Below are 18,346 nucleotides of genomic sequence, written 5' to 3' on the forward strand. Positions count from 1 at the left end.
ATGCACCCCTGATTAGGGGAACGTAATGGCAAACTGCGTGCCTTTGCCGAGTTCGCTTCGTAACGCAATCGTCGCGCCATGCCGCTCAATCACCTGCCGTACATACGCTAACCCCAGCCCGAAGCCTTTAACGGGGTGCAAATCGCCCGTTGGAACGCGGAAAAACCGGTCAAAAATGGCGGTCTGATAGGTTTTGGCAATTCCGATTCCATTGTCGGCTACGGTCAGCTGCCAGCCTGTACCCACCCGCTCAAACGTCAACTGAACGGTCACCTCCTCGCGCGAGTAGTTGATGGCGTTGTCGATGAGGTTATTTAGCGCATTGGAAAAGTGAATCCGGTCAACCGTAACGAGGGTGTCCGTTGGTATATCCACCTGAAACCTAACCGGTTTGGGGGCTTTCAACTGATGCCCAGCCACCAGCTCACTCACCACATCGTGCAAATTGACCGGCTCGGGGCGGAGGTCGAGCTGGTGTTTTTCTTCGGTAGCCAGGTTCAGAACTTTTTCGACCAGATCAGACAGGCGTTGCAGGTTATTCTGCGAAATAGTCAGGTAAGCTTTCGTTTTGGCCGGGTCGTTCAACGCCCCAAAATATTGCAGGGCTTCAACGGCGGCTGTCACGGTGGCAATGGGCGTTTTGAGCTCGTGCGTCATGTTGTTGATGAAGTCGTTTTTGATTTCCGACAATTTTTTCTGCCGCAGAATCGTACTGAGCATGAGCAGAAAACAGCCCGTTGTGAGCAGCAACAAAACCACCGAAATCCCTAATAGCCAACCCATTCGGCGCACCAGATAGAACGTCGGGGTGCCAAACGAAGCCCGTGCAAACCGGTTCTCATCCGGGTTTACGCGTACCAGCAGCGTGGTAATTATCTGTTGCAGATCATCGGTATCCGACCGAATCATGGACTGAAACAACTCGATGTTATTGGCCGACCCTTCGGGATTTACCCGGATTGTGTCGAGCAAAAACCGGGCGCTGATCCCCCGTTGTTCCAGCTCATACCAGTAAGCATACGAAATTTCACCCAGATCGATTGGCCCCCCGCCCGGCTTCTGCAACAGAACCAGATTGGAGGTTCGGCGGGCGCGGTCGTCTGCCTGCCGAACGGGTGGGGTGTCGGGGGCATCCGAATCGCGCGGCCGTACACGCGCGACGGGCAACTCACCGGGACTCATTCGACTATCAATCAGGCCGTGGGCTTTTGAAAGCTGCCGTTGTTGCAGGACCGACGTGAGCGCATCCTGCACCGAGCGATTAAACTGCTGACGGTAAATCTGATACGTGCTCCAGAGCCAATACCCCTGAAATGCGTAGATGCCAATAATCGAAACGGTCATCAACCCCAAAATCGAACGAATGCGTCGGTTCATACACAAAGCTACATCGGTTGGGGGGGGCTTTAACGAGCGTTAACACTGTTTAACACTATCTAACAGTGCGTTACAAAACTCCGCCAGACCTTTGAGGAGTCAAATCAAACACCTATTTAGTATGAAAACGACCCTTTGCCTGTTGGCTGGTGGCCTCATAGCAGCCCTTTATTCACAATCCGCACTTGCCCAAACGGGACCGGGTTGGTCGGGGCAGATCACGTACGAATGTGTACAAAAAATTGACCCGGCAAGCCTGAAATTTCTCGACGACAACGGCGAGCTCATGAAACCCGGCGACCCTAATTTCCCTAAGGATATTCCGGACGCCCGCATAACCGAGCAACGCGTAAAGATTAACGGAACACAGGCCAAAGTAACCCGCAACGATGAGGAGTTTCGGGCTGTAAATGGCCCCGACGGGCAAAGCCGGGTGATGGGGCGGCCTTTTACCGAGCAAACGTACATTGACCTGAATGGCCTCAAAAAAGTGACGATTCTCACCGTTGGGCAGGGGGCCGGGGCCAAAACGTACCAGGCCGAAACGCTCATTGCGCGCACTGGGGGCTGGCAGCAAACAACCCAGACCCGGAAAATTGGCGGGTACACCTGCCGGAAAGCTACGGTGCCGTACAAGAAAGAAACCTACGCGGTCTGGATCACGACAGACCTGCCCCTCACGTACTCGCCGGTACCCGAACTCACTCCCGAAAAAGGGGCTGTGCTGCTTATCGAGGGCCAAAAAGAGCAGTTCAAAGCCACCAAAATCAGCAAGGCCGCCCCTGACCCGACCGTTGCCAAACCAGCCGTAAAAGCCCAGTCGGTTACGCCTGAGCAACTGCTCGAGTTGCGGCAAAAGGCCGTATCAGACTTTGTGGAGAAGCACGCCCGGCCGGGCTTTGGCGGGTAAGCCACCACACCCGGCCCTACCCTTTCCGGCTTTATCTATTCCAAATTGCCCCCTTTCATGAAACCGTTATTGTTCATCCTCTGCCTTTTACTGTCTCTGAGCGGGTTAGCCCAACGAACCGTCACCCGGTCGGAACTGGCCGGCATGGTGGTCGATTCGGCCACGGCCAGGCCCCTTGGGCAAGCGTCCGTTTCCCTGATGACCGCCCGCGATTCGAGCTACATTTCGGGGACGATTTCGGATAACGACGGGCTGTTTGTACTCCGCAACGTGGTTCCGGGCAGTTACCGAATTTTGATCACTTATCTGGGCTACCGAAATGGTTCTCAACTGGTTACTATCAAAACAAGTGAGACCTCGATTCAGGTGGGGATAGTGCGGCTGGTGGAGCAGGGGCAACAGCTTGGCGAAGTGGTGGTTCGGCAGGAGAGCGCACCCGTTACAATCCGGCAGGATACGGTGGTATTCAACGCGGGTTCGTTTAAAACCCAGCCCAACGCGCAGGTCGAGGAGTTGCTCCGTAAACTGCCGGGGGTGGAGGTAAGTCGCGACGGTACGATCAAAGCCAACGGACAAACCGTTAATCGGGTATTGGTGGATGGCAAACCCTTTTTTGGGAACGATCACCGCATGGCCACCCGCAACCTGCCCGCCGAAATAGTCGATAAGGTACAACTGTTCGATCAATCGTCCGACCAGTCGCTGTTTTCGGGGATCGACGATGGAAACCGTGAGCGGACCCTCAACCTGACCCTCAAACCGGATAAACGCAAGGGGTATTTCGGGCAGAATGGACTTGGGATAGGCACCGCCCGCGAGGGGCAGTCCAGCCGGTATTCGGGCCGGCTGAATCTGAACCGGTTCAACGCCAGCAGCTACGGCCGCCGGAAACAGATTTCGCTTATTGGCCAAGCAAACAACCTTAACCAGCAGAATTTTTCAGCCGGTGCGGGCGGGCCGGGCGGCAATATGGAAGGGGGCGGAGAAGCCGGGAACCAATCGCCCGCCAACATAATGGAGGTACGAGCTGGGGGATTTAATTACCGCAGCGACGGCCGACGGAACAAACACGGCCACCGGGCCGAGCTGGCAACGAGCTATTTTCTGAATCAGGTCATCACCCTGACGGATAGGCAAAGTCGGCGCACGAGCATCCTGCCCGAACAACCGCTCACCACCGACGCAAGCCAGTACGCTCTAAACCGGCAACTGAACCACCGGTTCAACCTACGGCTCGACTGGCAACTCGACTCGCTCACCAGTCTGCGTCTGACACCGGGCCTCTCGTGGCAAACAGGCGACTTCACCAGCCGGTTGTCGAGCCGGTCGGTATTGGTCGGGCCGTTGGGAACGGGCAACCGGCCGGTAAACTCGGGCGAAACCGCCTATGGATCAGCCGAAACGGGGTTCAATGGCACCAACAACCTGTTGCTCATGCGCAAATTCAGCCGCGAAGGTCGCACCCTGTCGGCCAACCTCAATTCGGCTATTACCAACGGCGAACTCGAAGCCCTGAACCGGTCGGTCAATACCTTTTTCGACTCCACCGGCGCTAACCCCGTGGGTAATCGGCTGAACCAGCAAACCGACCAGGCTACGTACAACGGGCAGCATGTGTTTACGTTATCGTACACGGAGCCGGTTTCGTTTACACAAAAAGTAGAGTTTCGGTACGGGTACTCGGTCAATAGCAGCCGGGTCAACCGGCGGGTTACTGACCAGAACGAAGCTACAGGCCTTTTCGACCGGGTAAACATCCCCCTGACCAATCAGGCGGGGCTCACGTTTGGCGCACACCGGGCGGGGGCAACGTTCCAGACTCAGCGACTGCGCTACAAATGGGCTGTTGGGCTCGACCTGCAACAAGCCCGGTTACAACTCGACAATCGGACGGCAGACAGTAGTACGCAACGGTCGTATTTCAACCTCCTGCCCAATGCGCTGTTTAGCTACACCTTCTCGGGCAATCGGAACTTGCGCCTGCAATACCGCACCCGGCTCGCGGCCCCTTCGGTGGTGCAGTTGCAACCCGTAGTCGACAATACCAACCCGCTCCAGATTCAGGTCGGTAATCCGCAACTGAACCCAGAGTTTTATAATTCGCTCGTGCTGGTGTACAACTCGGCCACGCGTTACGCCAATCGGAGTTTTTCGGCGTTTGCAAGCCTAAACCAAAGCAACAACCGGATTGCGACGGCCACCTCCATCAGCCCGGCGGGTGTACAAACAAGCCAGCCGGTCAACGCCGGGGGGTTCTGGTCGGCCTACGGGTCGGTGGCAATCGGGCGTACCCTGCAACCATCCAAACTGGGGCTTACGTTTACTACCCATCTTGGGTTGAGCCAGGCGCGGAGTTTTATCAATGACGCCCCCAACGAAACAACCAACCGGAGTATTGGCCAGGGTGTGCGGCTGCAATCGAGCTACAACGAGCGGCTTGACTACGGCATTAGCGGCAACCTGACCTACCAAACGGCTTCGTACTCGCTCTTGCCGAATCAGAATGCGGCATTCTGGTCGCAGCACGCCACCGCCGACCTCTTCTGGAAGCTGCCCTTCCGGCTGGCCCTCACCACCGACCTGACGTACACGGGCACCACCGGACGGGCAGCGGGGTACAATGCGCAATTTGTGCTTTGGAACGCGGCCCTGTCACGGCACTTTTTCAAGGGTGACACGGGCGAATTTCGGGTGCAGGTGTTCGACCTGCTCAACCAGAACCGGAGCCTGGTCCGCAACACGACGGACACCTACATTGATGATGTACAGAGTCGAATTCTGCGCCGGTATCTGCTCGTGAGCTTTGTGTACAACCTGCGTACGTTTGGGCGGTAAAACGGTAGAGCGTACAATTGCACAAGGGCCCGAACGCTTGCTTATAAAGCGTTCGGGCCCTTGTGGCAAATGGAAAACCAGCCTCGTCGCGCCGGGCACCTCGGTCTTATCGACGCCTTACCGGAACCGGAATAAGCGTGTATTTGAGCGACCCCAGTTGCTTATCTGGACCAATAACCGGGCGAAACAGTCGCTCCGACATGTCGAGCCAATGCACGATTTGGATAGATAGATTTTCAAGCGTATTCGAGATATTCCGGTGTATATTCATGGGTTGTACGTGTTTTTCAGTTGGTTTTTCCTACGTGCTTTTTAGGCTACAGGTGCGGTGGTCTCGGTCATATTGGCCAATCCGTGAATCGAATAAACGCCCTCCCGGATGGTTACGTCAAGGTGTTTTCCTTCCCATTCGGCCAAATTCACACTCCGTAGTTCATGGGGCGAAAGTTCCATTGCTTTGGGAAACAGGGTGCCGTTGGGAAGCCGTACAGGCAGTCGGGTTTTAAATCCGTTAGATGTAGCGGTAAACAGGTAGTTGAAGATAATGGTCATCGAGTAAAGGGGATCAGTAGGCCGCCAGGGTTCCATTGGCGCGAATTGTAAACTCATCTTCAAAGCCAATTACCTCCACGCTCATATCGCGGGCGGCCGGAAACTCCCGCAGGAAACGTTGCGTGGCCAGTTCTTCATTACTGTTGAGGTACGCTTTTCGGCACGGTTTGGGCGATATAGAACTATACGCGGTGACGATGATTAGAGTATTCGTGTTCGTTTTCATAACACACGTGTCTGCGGCCATTTGCGTTGGTAATCCGGCTACCGGGCTGTCTTATTTTCGGCCTTTTTAGCCTTTGCGGGCAAACGTGGAACTGAAGCTATGGCTTCAATCCGACTGTAGCTGGGTATCGAAGGCTGTCCCGGCGCTTAAGCGGTTTAGGAAGTCGCTTTACGCCTACTTTAAATTTGGTGGTCTTGTTGAACCATTGAGCGTTGGTTTACTATACAACACATTTGGCGTCAAATCGCTTTAATTAAGGTGAGCTATGGACAAACTCTTTTGTGAACCGTTGCTAATTAGATAGTTACTGACGCATAAAGACGCTTCGGCCATTTTCCCTAATTCACGTTAATTACTTATTCGAGACTCTTTTGGTGTACAAACGCTACCGAGGTCCGTTAAATAAACGGGCGCCGACGTAATCATTCGGCCCCGAATGGTGTTCTCTTAGTATCCGTCGGTTGTAATGTTCCGACTTTGGGTTTGCCGATTGGCTTTTTGTAGCCGCCCACCGGTTTCTATGACGCAATCGCAACAGACAAGCTATCTGAAACCCCCTATCGCCTGTCGGCACTTGTAGGGGTCGAGCTTCTTCTCTTTCTCAGGCAGTATTTCTGCTAATTTCTCCCGGATTCCGACCTACCCCCTTCGTATTGCCTGCGCTGGTATGGCGGTTATTCTTTCACTTCTACTGTCTAAAACAACATGCGTATCAACTTCGACAAACTCTTCACGGTTGAAGGGAATATTATCACGCCCAAGGTTCGGATCAATATTCTGAGTGCGATCCGGGGAGGCCCCGAGATTTGTATGCTCAACAACACCATCAACGGCGTTGACCCTATTACCTGGCAAGGAAAAGATTTGCAGGTCGATATAACTGGCTCCGGCGACACCCTCGAATACTACATCTGGGGACTTGCCAATACCGGCTTGTAGCACCTACAGAACCAGTCGCCAGCGGCACCGGAATCAAATTTCCCGGTGCCGCTGGCGACTGGCTTAATAAGCCCCCACCGACATTCCGACCGGCTCTTTAACCGGCTCCTCGAGCGGGCGGCCCAGCTTGTGCAACATGCGGTAGTGCGAATACAAAGCCGACCCAAAACTTTTATTTTCGAGATACGGCAAGCCATATTCAGCCGCTGTAGACCGAACGATGGACGCCAGCACCGGGTAATGAATATGGCATACTTTGGGGAACAGATGATGTTCAACCTGGCGGTTCAGTCCTCCGCAAATGAAAGCCGCTAACCGGCTATTGGGCGCAAAGTTGGCCGTGGTCTGCAACTGATGGCTGGCCCACGTATTGGGCATGGTACCCGACCCATGTGCCAACGGAAAGGCCGTTCCCTCCACCACGTGCGCTAACTGAAACACCAGCCCCAGCACGAGCCCTTCGGCCAAATGCATGGCTACAAACCCCAGTAGCACCTGCCACCAAGCCAGCGGGAGCACGAGGCACGGCACAATCAGAAACGCAATGTAATACAGTCCTTTACCCACAAACAGGTTGATATGCTCGCGCCGGGGGTGGGTTGGGGTTTTGTGCTGCCCGATCTGCTTCTGATAAAATTTCTTGTAGTCTTTCCGGGCCACCCACGAGAGCGATGCCAGTGCATACAGCGGGAAGGTGTAAATATGCTGAAACCGATGCCAAGAAAACAGGGGATCTTCGGGGTTGAGCCGCACCAATCCGGGTGCCAGCTCAATGTCTTCGTCGTGCCCAGGAATATTGGTGTACGTATGATGCACCACGTTATGGGTCAGTTTCCAGACGTACGGATTGGCCCCCAGCAGATAAAAACTGTTGCCCATCAGCCGATTGACCCAGGGCCGAGCCGAAAATGCGCCATGCAACCCATCGTGCGAAACATTGAAGCCGATGCAGGCAGCAAACACGCCCAAAATGATGCTAAGCCCAAGCATTACCCACGGCCCAAACCAATTTGACAGGATGAGCCCGTATAATAGCACGTAGCCCGAAAGGAAAAAAATGGCTTTAATCCACATGGCGCCATTGGCGTGGGTTGAAATGCCCTGCCCGGCAAAATATGCATCGACCCGCTTGCGCAGCGTAGCATAAAACGTGGACGAATGGGCCGCAGTAAACTTTAGGTTGTTTGACATTCAATAGGGGTTCAATAACGCATTAATAAACAGGTGTGGTTAGCCCACGCTAAGCCTTATCGACTGGCCGAAAGCCATAGTCGATTCAGGGCGCTGCGGGCAGATTGAAATTTCGGAAGGAATAGACCGGTAACGGATTTAACAATGATTGGACGGGTTAGCTGAGTGCCCATTTACGGGCCACCGGGCTGTGTTGTCGGATATTCAACGCGCCAGTTGGGCTCGCGAAAATCCGCAGATGTACGAAGCAAGCTTGTAAGCTACCACCTTTTGCGCAGAAGTCAAGGTAAGGTGGAGTTTAACCGACAAATCAATAGACTGTCCGTATTAGTGGAACGCTAGATGTCGATAAAGATTGTTCATTTGTTGCTTTACCGTATCGCATTTCAACTTTGTATAGCCTCTACCTTGTGGGCAGTGCTACACCTATATCCCAAATAAGGTTACTTCGTGCCAGCAAGTCTCCCTAACCTATGGCATTATGTAGTAAGACAATCTTTTTGACTACACTTATGTGAACGCACTAAACCAGTTCATATATTTACACCACTCATCAGCCTCTACAATGACGCACCCACCCGGCAAGATTATGCTTGCCATTCTCCTTCTTTTTGTCCGCACTCTGGTGGCCCTGGCGCAGGAGGGCCCGTCTGCTCAGATAATGATTGTGGGCTTCGATCACCTCAATCAGCTCTACAATAAACAACCCCAATCCGACGTCTATAGCCCCAAAAAACAGGCTGAACTTACAAAGCTGAACGACTGTCTGGAGACCTATGCCCCCGATATGATTTTGGTCGAGGTAGACCCGAAGGAGCAGGGCCGCATCGACAGTTTGTATCAAGGCTACGTAACGGGCAAACTATCCCTTACCGATATAGAAGAGGGACGCGGAGAAACCTTTCAGATCGGGTTTGTTTTGGCAAAACGCCTGAAACACAAGCGGATCTACTGTGCTGACCATTATGAAGCCACCTCGCAATCGTTGCTGGCCGAAGGCGAAAACATCGAAATATTCAGGCAGGGTTTACAGCAGCTTCAGGGCTTGGCCCGGCCCTTGAAAAAAAGGGTGCAACAAGACAGCGTGTCGTTGTACGACTATATCACTCGGCTGAACCAACCCGATCTGATTATGTTCACCCATCGGCTGTTTTACAACCTCCCTGCGGCTGTTATGGATGGTGAATTTTCCAAAACCGCCACAAACACGGTCGACGTGCGTAACGTGGACAAACGCTACATCGGCGCCGAATACATCAGTCTGTTTTACAACCGCAATCTGAAGATTTACAGTAATGTGCTGCGCTATCAACGGCAGTATCAGGGAAAACGGCTCCTGCTCATGTTTGGCGTAACCCATGTGGGCGTGCTGCAGGAGCTTTACCGGGCCAACCCCCATTACAAACTGGTTTCTCCGCTTTCGTACTGCCCTTAGGCCCGTTCGGCAGTCACGTCAAACACAACGGCTTATTACTCACCGAGCCAAACCGGACGCGATCTGGCCTTGCGTCGCTCTTTCTTCACCGTCGACCAGGCCGTTTTTTTGAGTTGACGGGCAAACGCTTCATCAACTTCGGCGGGTCGAAAGGCCAGTTTACGGGGCGATTCGTTGAACAGAAATCCGTACCAGACAAGCCCACCCAAATAGCAGCCGGCCGCATTGGCGTGGTGCGAATCGAACGACAGTTTGGCGCCGTCCCAGCGGTAGCCCACATGCAGCGAGTGGTCTTGTTTGGGCAAAGACGGGGCTTGAGGCCGCGCAAAATCGTACGCCAAGTCCCGACGATACGCCCATTTAGAGCGGCTACCGATGCGCCAGAAGGCATCGCCGTTAGGGATGATAGGCAGGTTCAGCTCGTCGGCAATGGCATGGTAAGCAGCCCTTGATTTTTCCCACATTTGCGCGGCATTGTCGGCCGAATCGCCCTCGGCAATCCGGCTAAAATCATTAGAATCGGACCGATACGCCCAGGTTTGATGGATCACCACCGTTGCGTTGGGCTGTAACTTCCGAACGTAGTCGTACAGCTTCTGCGCGTAGGGCCGATACGTGGTAGGGTCACCCGATAGTATGGATGCCTGCTGAATCGTAATTACATCCCACACGCCCTCAGACAGCAGCATTTTCAGCGACTTCCCGCCGTATGGTTTTCCATTGGGGTCGGCCGGGTCGCGCTCGGCAGCTTCCACATGCGTCCAGTGCCGTTGGAGTGAACTTCCGCCAATTTCGGCCCGCCCAATAATGAGCGGATGCCCGCCCTCTTTGCTTAGTTGTGGCAGATAGCGCGATGCGTTTTGCGAAAAACTGTTGCCGATCATGAACAGCCGCAGGGGTGTCTGGCCCTTGCCCGCAGATGGTTGCGCTTGAGCAGCCCCCAGCAAAAAAAGCAATAACAGAAATACGGAAGCAGGTCGGGCGAGGGGTTGGATGGGCTTCATGAAGTGGGTTTTGGTTTCATAAGGTCGGTCTGCTGACTGCCTACCCATCAATCCACGGCGTTTCAACGCTACGAAACCTCGCGCAGGAGGATGTAGACGCCCAGCAACAACACAAAATAGCCGAACGATTTTTTGAGCCGAGCCCCCGATATATACCGCGATAGGTGCGAGCCTATGAAAATGCCCGTGACCGAAAGCAGGGTAAAGCGGAGCAAAAATGACCAGTCGATGGCGACATGACTTAGGTCGCCGGTGAAGCCAATCAGTGATTTCACGGCGATGATGAGGAGCGACGTACCCACGGCTATTTTCATGGGCAACCGCGCCAACAACACGAGTGCCGGGATAATCAGAAAGCCCCCTCCTGCCCCAACCAGTCCGGTTAGCAACCCAACCAGAGCACCCTCGGCCGCAATCAAGGGCAGTTTTAGACCTTCGGACCGGGCGGGCGTACCCACACAACCCTGACCCCGAATCATCGACAGAGCAGCCCCCAGCATGAGCAGGCTAAACAGGACCATGATGACCCCATTACGCGTGAGCGTGAGCGACCCCACAACACCGAGCGATTCGGGAATGGCTGGGAGCAGGTAATGCCGCGAGGTGTACACCGCCACAAACGAAGGCACCGAAAAGACCAGCGCCACCCGGTAGTCGACCTGCCGCTGCCGCATGTAGGTTATAGCCCCCACGAGTGAGGTGGTTCCGACCACAAAAAGCGAGTAAGCCGATGAGGTGACCGGGTTAATATGCAGCAGATACACCAGAATAGGCAAGGTCAGGATACTGCCCCCTCCGCCAATCAGGCCGAGCGAAATGCCCACACAAACCGAGGCCGAGAGGCCGGCAATTTCCAGAATATTCATGGTTCATCGCGTTTTCGATAACGCCGGGCCAAGGTTTTTTTGTACGAGTTCGTCAATACGAACAGTTACATTTTTCCTATCGTAAAAAATGGATAAACAGCTCTTTGAGAAGCTCAGGGCGACTCAGAACTTGAGTCTAATTGGCTAACCTGTTGCTATTTATACGTCACCCTGAGCCTGTCGAAGGGCTGTGCGTCAGCAACTAATTGTAAATCAGACAGTCGCAAACTACGTTATTTATAATTCAGGTTAATGTTAGTTTTTCATGCTGACGAAGGACCGGGCCGAAGTGGGATAAAATGCCACATTAGCCTTCCCATTGTACCGGCAAAATCAACCCTACAGGTCTTTCCTGGCAAACACCCGAACGGCCAGCCATACCGGCACCACCGCCCAGATGAGCATCACACCCAGTGCGTACAACGACCCGGTCATGCTCCCGAAAAACTCCTGATACAAAGCCCCTGTGTAGCCCATCAGGGCCGATACATCCATTTGCAGCATAATGAAAATCCGGGCCAGATCGACGGGGTTAAGCGTCGTGAGTACCAGCATAGCCTTTTCAAGGGGGTAGTCGCTGAAGGTAAACAGGATAGTGAGTACCAGACCGTCGTACAGCAGGCCAAAATAAAACCAGATAAGCAGGGCCAGTCCAATTCCCTTGGCTTTGTCGCGGGTGCAAACCGACGCCAGAAATGCCAGCGCCACAAACACCAGCGTAAGCGCGATACCCGCAGCCAGCAGCGCAGCGCCTGTAGCACTGGGGGCGTAGTACAGCACCGGTGCGCCAACGCCCACCAGAAAAGCCGTTACGAGCGACGATGCCACCCCCGCAAATTCGCTCAGGAGCAGCTTACTTCGGTTGATGGGCTGAGCAAGCAGCAGCTCGATAAACTCGTAGGAGTTGTAAAAGTGGATGGTTGTAAAGATGAGGCTGATAAGTGGCACCACCATCAGTACGATGTTGAGCAGGCTCATCAGGCCTTTGCTGGCATTGCTTTCCATGCCAAACAGGGTGGCCGAAACCACCAGCAGAAACACCGTATAAGCCAGCACAATCCGGTTTTGCAGGATGTCGAGCCAGACGTATTTGATGACCTTGTTCATGGGTAAAGAGTGAATGAGTGAAGGAGTAAAAGAGTGAAAGAGTGAAAGAGTGCGGGCCGCGGACGGAAATGAGTGAATGCCGCACTGCAACTCAAAGGTCAACCGTTCGACAGTTTCTCGCTTAATCGCTCTTTCACTCTTTCACTCTTTTGCTCATTGGCCATGATTCTCGCAATTGCCTTACCCAGCCTGACTTCGCCGGTGATGTCTTTGAGCCATTCGACCGGCTTGAAAAACTGTAACTGACCGTCCTGCAAGTACATCACGTCGGTAGTTAGTTCGTCGAGGTCGCTCAGTATATGGGACGTAATCAGAATCAGCTTGCCTTTGGCTTTTTCCCGCAGGATTTTGTCTTTCAGAATCTCCGTGGCCAGAGGGTCGAGCCCGGCGGTGGGTTCGTCCAGAATAAGCACTTTGGGGTCGAACAGAAAGGCCAGGCAGGCACTCACTTTTTGGCGCGTTCCGCCCGAAAGCGACCGCATCGTTTTATCGAAAAGCGCGGGGAGCCCAAAGGCGTGAATCAGCTCTTCGTCCAGTTGTTCACGTTGCCGTTGTCCCCCACTCCGCAAGTCTTTCATCATCGCAAACACCTGCCGAATCTTCATGTTGTCGGGGTATCGGCCAATCTGCGGCATGTAGCCAATGTCGCGCCGGTACTGCCACCCGTCACGGATCGGTTCGCCCAAAAAACGGATTTCACCGGCATCGGGTACCACCAACCCCAAAATCGACTTGATAAATGTGGTTTTTCCCGATCCATTGGGACCAATAAGCGACACGGCCTGTCTGGCCGTCAAGGTTGCCGAAAGCGGTTGCAGGACCTTTAGCCGGCCGTACGATTTTTCGAGGTTGGTAACGCTAATCATGGTTGTTTCATCAAAGGGTTGGCATCCACTAAGGCTTCGGGCGTCAGGCTCGGAATTACCTTTTCGGCCCGGTCGAGGAGGGTCACAATAAAGCTGCGGAGGAGCACCACGCCGTGCGGCATCTGCTCAATTATCATGGAATACAGGCTAACCGGGTGGTAGGGCACATCGCCCCGGCCGTCGCGGTTCAGGTCGTAGCCCTCATACTTGTCCCAGTAGTTCCGGTCGAAGGTGTTAAACACCGTCGTCCCGTTGGTTGCCACGTCGAACGTGTTGGCGATGAACGTATTCTGACTGAACACATTGTCGTTGCAACTTGCCTGAATCCGCATCCCCCAGCCGTTTTCGGTCAGACGATTGTTGCGGCAGTTGATCCGGCTCGTGCCTTCCATATGGATACCGACGGTGTTCTTGCGGAAGGTATTCTGCTCAATCTGACTATCGGATATATCTTTCAGCAACAGGCCGTAAGCCGCGCTGCCCCAGTTCTGGTCAAAGGTATTGTGGCGCATAATCACCTGGCGGGTGTACATCACGGCCACCCCTGCGCCGTTTTGGCGGAAGGTGTTGTAGAAATAGCTGTTTTCGTGCGAAAACATGAAGTGCAACCCGTAGCGAATATTGCCGTGGCTGTAGTTACGACGGATGGTCGAGTGGGTCACAAACTCGAAATAAATGCCGTCGCGGTGCCCCCGAATGTGGTTGTCCTGAATGCTCAGGCTATCGCATTTCCAGGCATGAATGGCGTTGCCGGTGGTTTGCTCTTCCTGCGGGCTACCGGCAATGTCGTTCTGCCGAACCAGACAGTTGTCCGAGGCCGACATATACACCCCAAAATAGGCATTACGGATTCGGTTACCCACCACCCGCACGCGACGGGTCGAGAGAATTTTTACGGCGGCCCAGTCGATGGTGCTTGTCCGCCCGACGTTGCGTAGTTCGAGCCCCTGAATCGTCACATCGGCCGCCGTAACCGTAAAAATCTCGCCTTTTTTCTGCCCGTCGACAACCGGGAAATTCAGGCCCAAAATAACCAGCGGCTTGTCAACGGCTAAGTTCGTTTCGCGGTATAGCCCGCTCTGAATCAGCACCGTATCGAACGGAGCCGCCTGGACCAAGCCCTGCCGAATGGTACGTATGGCCCCGTTTGGGCCAACTACCACCGTCCGGGCCGATGCCAGCAGCGGAAACAGCAACAGCAGTAGGTAACGTAGCGGCTTCATGATGTAATGTGTAATGCGTAAAAATTAGCAGGCCAACCCACAAGAAATTGCCTGATTATCAGCCATAAAGGCATTGTTCATTGCTCGTTGTTCACTGTTCGTTGCTCACTGTTCGTTGTTCGTTGCTCACTGTTTCCCAAACATCGCTTTCACCTCACCCCAGCTCCGGCCCGATTTGCCCTCGGCCTTAGGAAACGCAGCCAGGTTGCCCGCCATGGGGCTCCGGTACTGTTCGCCCTGCACAAACGTGGCCTCGTTGGCGTCGATGGGTGTGCCGGGTTTATTGTAGTTGTCCACCTGCACAAAAGCCACATCGGCCTCGGCCACGTCGTTTTCGGACAGATAGTGCGCCATGCAGGCCACATCGTCGAAGGTGAACGACCGCCCTTTTTTCGTGACGAACTGGGCCGCAAACTTCTGGTCGACAATCGTCATTTTGCAGTGTGCGCAGGCATCGTGCCCGTACCGAATCGGCTCGGGTTTCACCTCGCAGCCTTGCGAAATCAACCCAGCCAGCAAAACGCCCGTAGCCACGGCTCCCCGGCGCAAACCACCCGGCAAGCCTACCGAGGGGCTTTTTTTGCAGAAATACCACTCACATGCAGTTGCACCGGCCACCAGCAAACCGGCAACGATGAAGATCCAGCCGCCCACATCCGGCACCGAATACGCGCCAAAGTTGAGCAGAGCCTTGTAGCCGATTACCGGCGGCTGATACGCCATGCCTGGCACCTGTATGGGCGCTTTGGGGTCCAGATTGTGCCCGTACTCGTAGCCCCATTTCCAGAAATCGTACAGAGCCAGCACACCCGCCCCCACAAACAAAACCAGGTTGGTCAGCAGTAAAACACGGTTTCGGAGCGCGGCCGTGAGCAAACCGAACAGAATGAAGCCACCCACCAGCCAGGGCATGTACGTAAATTCGGGGAACATCTCCTCCTTAATGTGCGCCATGCCGATGTAGTGATTCAGGCCGTTGATAACCTCCACATCGCCCGACAGCTTGTTCAGCCAGATTTTCATGACCAGCCCCTCCGGGTATTGCGGTGCCCAGAGGTCGATGCGCCAAAGGGGCAAAAAGTACGTACCAATGAGCGAGAGGGCAGCCAGAAGTACAGCGAAGCGGGATGTCGTTTTCATACCGTATGTTTTTATCGCAAAGGGTGGGAGTTATTTTGTTATTCCGACCAGTCGGCCGACCGGTCGGAATAACCGTACCGCATTCCTTGCAGCGTTGAGAAAGGGTAATTGGGTTATTTTTTCGCTACTTTTTCGGCTTCAGGAGCGGCCGTTTTGCCCGTGCTGAACGTCAGCGGTACATTACTGCCTTTAGCTGATACCCGCACGTATCCCTGCATTTCCTGGTGCAGCGCCGAGCAGAAATCGGTGCAATAGATGGGCGTAATGCCAACCCGGCTCGGTACCCACTTGAGGGTCTGCGTTTCGCCGGGCATAATCAGGATTTCGGCGTTGTTGCTGCCCTTCACCGCAAAGCCGTGCGGAATATCCCAATCCTGCTCCAGGTTTGTGACGTGGAAGTACACCTCGTCGCCCAGTTTTACGCCCTCGATATTGTCCGGGGTAAAGTGCGAGCGGATCGCCGTGATGTACACGTGTACCTGATTCCCCTCCCGAACCACCTTCGCTTCTTTCTCGCCTTTTGCCGCGTATTTGTGGCCGTTCTCCTCAATTTTGAAGATTTTCTTCGAGTTTTTCTCCAGCAAACTCGCCGGAATTGACTCAGCGTAGTGCGGTTCGCCCACGGTTGGGAAATCGAGCAGGAGCTTCATTTTGTCGCCCGAGATGTCGTACAACTGAGCCGATTGGGTCAGCTCGGGGCCGGTGGGCAGGTAGCGGTCTTTCGTGATTTTGTTGTAGGCCACCACGTATTTGCCGTGGGGCTTGCTCGTTGGCCCGCCCGGAATCGACAAGTGACCCACCGAGTAGTACGTCGGCACGCGATCAAGCACTTTCAGGTCTTTAATGTTCCACTTCACCAGCTCCGACGATACGAAGAACGAGGTAATGGCGTTGCCCTGTCCGTCAAATTCGGTGTGTAGCGGCCCGAGACCCGGCTTTTGTACTTCACCGTACAGCACGCTTTCGTATTTCAGCACCGGAATGCCATCAAACTCCCCATCGTAGGTTTTACCCGCAATGGCCTTCTGAATTTTGTCGAACGAAAACACCGGAATCACAGCCGCCAGCTTGCCAGAGCCCACAATAAATTCACCCGTGGGGTCCACATCGCAGCCGTGGGGCGATTTGGGGCAGGGCATAAAATACACCAGACCAGGGCACTCTTTTGGGTCGAGGGTCATCACCTCGTTGATGATAGTCGACGTGGCCGAGTGCGTTTTCTCGTCGTAGATATTGTGCGCATACTTAGCCGCCACTTTCTTGCCTTTCCCCTGTTTCAGGTATTCTTCGGCCTTTTTCCAGTTTACCGCCAGAATAAAGTCTTTATCTTTCTGCGACGCGTTCACCTCCAGCAGAGTGCTTGCCTGTTCGGTATTATAGCAGGAGAAGAAGAACCAGCCGTGCGATTTGCCCTTGCCAGCCCGCGCCAGGTCGAAGCTGATACCCGGCATTTTCAGCTGAAACTTGATACCCATATGACCCGACTGCGGGTCGACACTGATAAAGCTGATATAACCCTTAAAGTTTTTCTTAAACGAGCTGATGGGCACATCGCCGTCGTTGTCGGGGGGTACCGAGAACCGCGTCGAGGCCACTACATACTCGGTATTCTCGGTGATAAAGGGCGACGAGTGATTACCGCCCGAGTTGGGGAGTTCGATGATCTCATCGGTACGAAACGTCGACAGGCTGATCCGGGCCACGCGGGGCGTGTTGTTGGCGTTGCCGAAAGCCCAGCGGCCGTCGTGCTCACCTTTGGTTTGCGACAGCGAAATGTGGTGTAAATCATCCCACGGAATGTAGCCGTGCGAGGTATTCAGCATCGGTTTGGTTTCTTCGCTGTAGCCCCAGCCGTTCTCGGGAAAGGTCGAAAACACGGGAATGATCTTGAACATCCGCCCTGACGGTAACCCATATACGGACATCTGTCCGTTGAAACCACCCGACACGATGTTGTAAAACTCGTCGTGCTGACCGGGGGTGACGTAAACTTTCTGGGCGGCATCGCCCGATACGGCCGAACCCGCATCTTTAGGCTTGCAGCTGGTTAAGTGAAGGCCGAGCGCCAGAGCGGCTACGGCAGCAATAGTACGTTTCATTATCTTGGTCGTTATTGGAGGGGGGGATTGGATTCGTTATTTCTCTCCGTCATTGGAGCGCATAAACTCCAGTACGGCGCGGGCATCGGCCTCGCTCAGGTTTTGGTTGGGCATCCGAACCAGACACTGTTCGAGCATTTTCTGGGCCTCGGGGTCTTTCTCCAGCATCATGTCCACGTTCAGAATCATGTTCATGATCCACTCAGGCTTCCGCCGTTTGGTCACGTCTTTCCAGCCGGGGCCTACCAGCTTCGTTTCGTCAAGTTTGTGGCAGGAGCCGCATTTCACATCATAAATGCTTTTGCCACTGGTGATCATGGCCCCGTCGAGCGGGTTAGTCAGGCTGATGGTCTTTACCTCGCTGCCGTGTACCTCTTCCTGGGCCACTGTCTCGGCCGGATCGGTGGGGGCTTCCTGAGCGCGTTGCTGCGCACCATCCGAGCAGCCGTACCACCCAAACGTGAGCGCCAGCAGTGCCGTTGTAATGGATCGTTTCATGATTATTCTGGTTTGATTTGAGCCACTTCCGATAAAAGATTTTTGCATCTTTTATTCTTCGGCAAAGCAACGGGTGTC

General features: G+C 54.2%; 17 protein-coding genes. 4 read left to right on the forward strand and 13 right to left on the reverse strand.

What is annotated here, in order from left to right:
- Nucleotides 1–12 precede the first annotated feature (12 nt).
- Nucleotides 13–1,377 carry a sensor histidine kinase gene (locus RUDLU_RS0124815; RefSeq protein WP_019991152.1) on the reverse strand — a complete coding sequence of 455 codons (1,365 nt, stop codon included), beginning with the start codon at nt 1,375–1,377 and terminating at the stop codon, nt 13–15.
- A 121-nt stretch (nt 1,378–1,498) separates the two neighbouring features.
- Between RUDLU_RS0124815 and RUDLU_RS0124820 the strand changes: the two genes are divergently transcribed.
- Together RUDLU_RS0124820 and RUDLU_RS0124825 are read left to right on the forward strand one after the other, a co-directional pair.
- A complete protein-coding gene (locus RUDLU_RS0124820; RefSeq protein ID WP_019991153.1) occupies nt 1,499–2,287 on the forward strand; it encodes a GLPGLI family protein in 789 nt (262 codons plus the stop codon).
- A gap of 57 nt (nt 2,288–2,344) precedes the next feature.
- On the forward strand, nt 2,345–5,122 hold the full coding sequence (locus tag RUDLU_RS0124825; protein ID WP_019991154.1) for a TonB-dependent receptor: 2,778 nt from the start codon (nt 2,345–2,347) through the stop codon (nt 5,120–5,122).
- Nucleotides 5,123–5,228: 106 nt separating this feature from the next.
- On the opposite strand, the gene RUDLU_RS29855 is transcribed toward RUDLU_RS0124825, so the two are convergent.
- The 3 genes from RUDLU_RS29855 to RUDLU_RS0124835 are packed head-to-tail and all read right to left on the reverse strand — an operon-like array spanning nt 5,229 to nt 5,900.
- The gene (locus RUDLU_RS29855) at nt 5,229–5,393 is read right to left on the reverse strand and encodes a hypothetical protein (RefSeq protein ID WP_157580447.1); all 165 of its coding nucleotides are present in this window, start codon (nt 5,391–5,393) and stop codon (nt 5,229–5,231) included.
- A gap of 41 nt (nt 5,394–5,434) precedes the next feature.
- Nucleotides 5,435–5,674, reverse strand: coding sequence for a hypothetical protein (locus RUDLU_RS0124830; protein WP_019991155.1), 240 nt, complete (start codon nt 5,672–5,674; stop codon nt 5,435–5,437).
- 13 nt (nt 5,675–5,687) lie between these two features.
- Nucleotides 5,688–5,900 (reverse strand): hypothetical protein, encoded by a 213-nt coding sequence (locus tag RUDLU_RS0124835; RefSeq protein WP_019991156.1) that lies wholly within the window; start codon nt 5,898–5,900, stop codon nt 5,688–5,690.
- A gap of 705 nt (nt 5,901–6,605) precedes the next feature.
- Between RUDLU_RS0124835 and RUDLU_RS0124840 the strand changes: the two genes are divergently transcribed.
- Nucleotides 6,606–6,839, forward strand: a complete 234-nt coding sequence (locus RUDLU_RS0124840) for a hypothetical protein (protein ID WP_019991157.1) — start codon at nt 6,606–6,608, stop codon at nt 6,837–6,839.
- A gap of 63 nt (nt 6,840–6,902) precedes the next feature.
- Here RUDLU_RS0124840 and RUDLU_RS0124845 read toward each other — a convergent pair whose 3' ends face one another.
- Complete coding sequence (locus RUDLU_RS0124845) at nt 6,903–8,030, reverse strand: fatty acid desaturase family protein (RefSeq protein ID WP_019991158.1); 1,128 nt, start codon at nt 8,028–8,030, stop codon at nt 6,903–6,905.
- Between the two features lie 589 nt (nt 8,031–8,619).
- Here RUDLU_RS0124845 and RUDLU_RS0124850 point away from each other — a divergent pair.
- A complete protein-coding gene (locus RUDLU_RS0124850; protein ID WP_245581719.1) occupies nt 8,620–9,465 on the forward strand; it encodes a DUF5694 domain-containing protein in 846 nt (281 codons plus the stop codon).
- Nucleotides 9,466–9,500: 35 nt separating this feature from the next.
- Here the strand turns inward: RUDLU_RS0124850 and RUDLU_RS0124855 are convergent, their stop codons facing one another.
- The 8 genes from RUDLU_RS0124855 to RUDLU_RS0124890 all read right to left on the reverse strand — a co-directional run bounded on the left by RUDLU_RS0124855 (nt 9,501) and on the right by RUDLU_RS0124890 (nt 18,268).
- Nucleotides 9,501–10,469: a DUF4886 domain-containing protein gene (locus RUDLU_RS0124855; RefSeq protein WP_019991160.1), complete on the reverse strand. Its 969-nt coding sequence runs from the start codon at nt 10,467–10,469 to the stop codon at nt 9,501–9,503.
- Between the two features lie 68 nt (nt 10,470–10,537).
- Nucleotides 10,538–11,335 carry a sulfite exporter TauE/SafE family protein gene (locus RUDLU_RS0124860; RefSeq protein WP_019991161.1) on the reverse strand — a complete coding sequence of 266 codons (798 nt, stop codon included), beginning with the start codon at nt 11,333–11,335 and terminating at the stop codon, nt 10,538–10,540.
- 339 nt (nt 11,336–11,674) lie between these two features.
- Nucleotides 11,675–12,442, reverse strand: a complete 768-nt coding sequence (locus tag RUDLU_RS0124865) for an ABC transporter permease subunit (protein ID WP_019991162.1) — start codon at nt 12,440–12,442, stop codon at nt 11,675–11,677.
- 98 nt (nt 12,443–12,540) lie between these two features.
- Nucleotides 12,541–13,308 (reverse strand): ABC transporter ATP-binding protein, encoded by a 768-nt coding sequence (locus tag RUDLU_RS0124870; protein ID WP_019991163.1) that lies wholly within the window; start codon nt 13,306–13,308, stop codon nt 12,541–12,543.
- Nucleotides 13,305–14,531 carry a nitrous oxide reductase family maturation protein NosD gene (locus RUDLU_RS0124875; RefSeq protein ID WP_019991164.1) on the reverse strand — a complete coding sequence of 409 codons (1,227 nt, stop codon included), beginning with the start codon at nt 14,529–14,531 and terminating at the stop codon, nt 13,305–13,307. The genes RUDLU_RS0124870 and RUDLU_RS0124875 overlap by 4 nt, the downstream gene beginning before the upstream one ends.
- A 126-nt stretch (nt 14,532–14,657) precedes the next feature.
- Entirely contained in the window at nt 14,658–15,671 is a 1,014-nt protein-coding gene (locus RUDLU_RS0124880; RefSeq protein ID WP_019991165.1) for a nitrous oxide reductase accessory protein NosL, read from the reverse strand.
- A gap of 113 nt (nt 15,672–15,784) precedes the next feature.
- Nucleotides 15,785–17,770, reverse strand: coding sequence for a Sec-dependent nitrous-oxide reductase (nosZ, locus tag RUDLU_RS0124885; RefSeq protein ID WP_019991166.1), 1,986 nt, complete (start codon nt 17,768–17,770; stop codon nt 15,785–15,787).
- 36 nt (nt 17,771–17,806) lie between these two features.
- Entirely contained in the window at nt 17,807–18,268 is a 462-nt protein-coding gene (locus RUDLU_RS0124890; protein ID WP_019991167.1) for a c-type cytochrome, read from the reverse strand.
- Nucleotides 18,269–18,346: the final 78 nt, after the last annotated feature.

Origin of the sequence: Rudanella lutea DSM 19387, from assembly GCF_000383955.1 — a bacterium.
In the GTDB taxonomy this organism is placed as follows: domain Bacteria; phylum Bacteroidota; class Bacteroidia; order Cytophagales; family Spirosomataceae; genus Rudanella; species Rudanella lutea.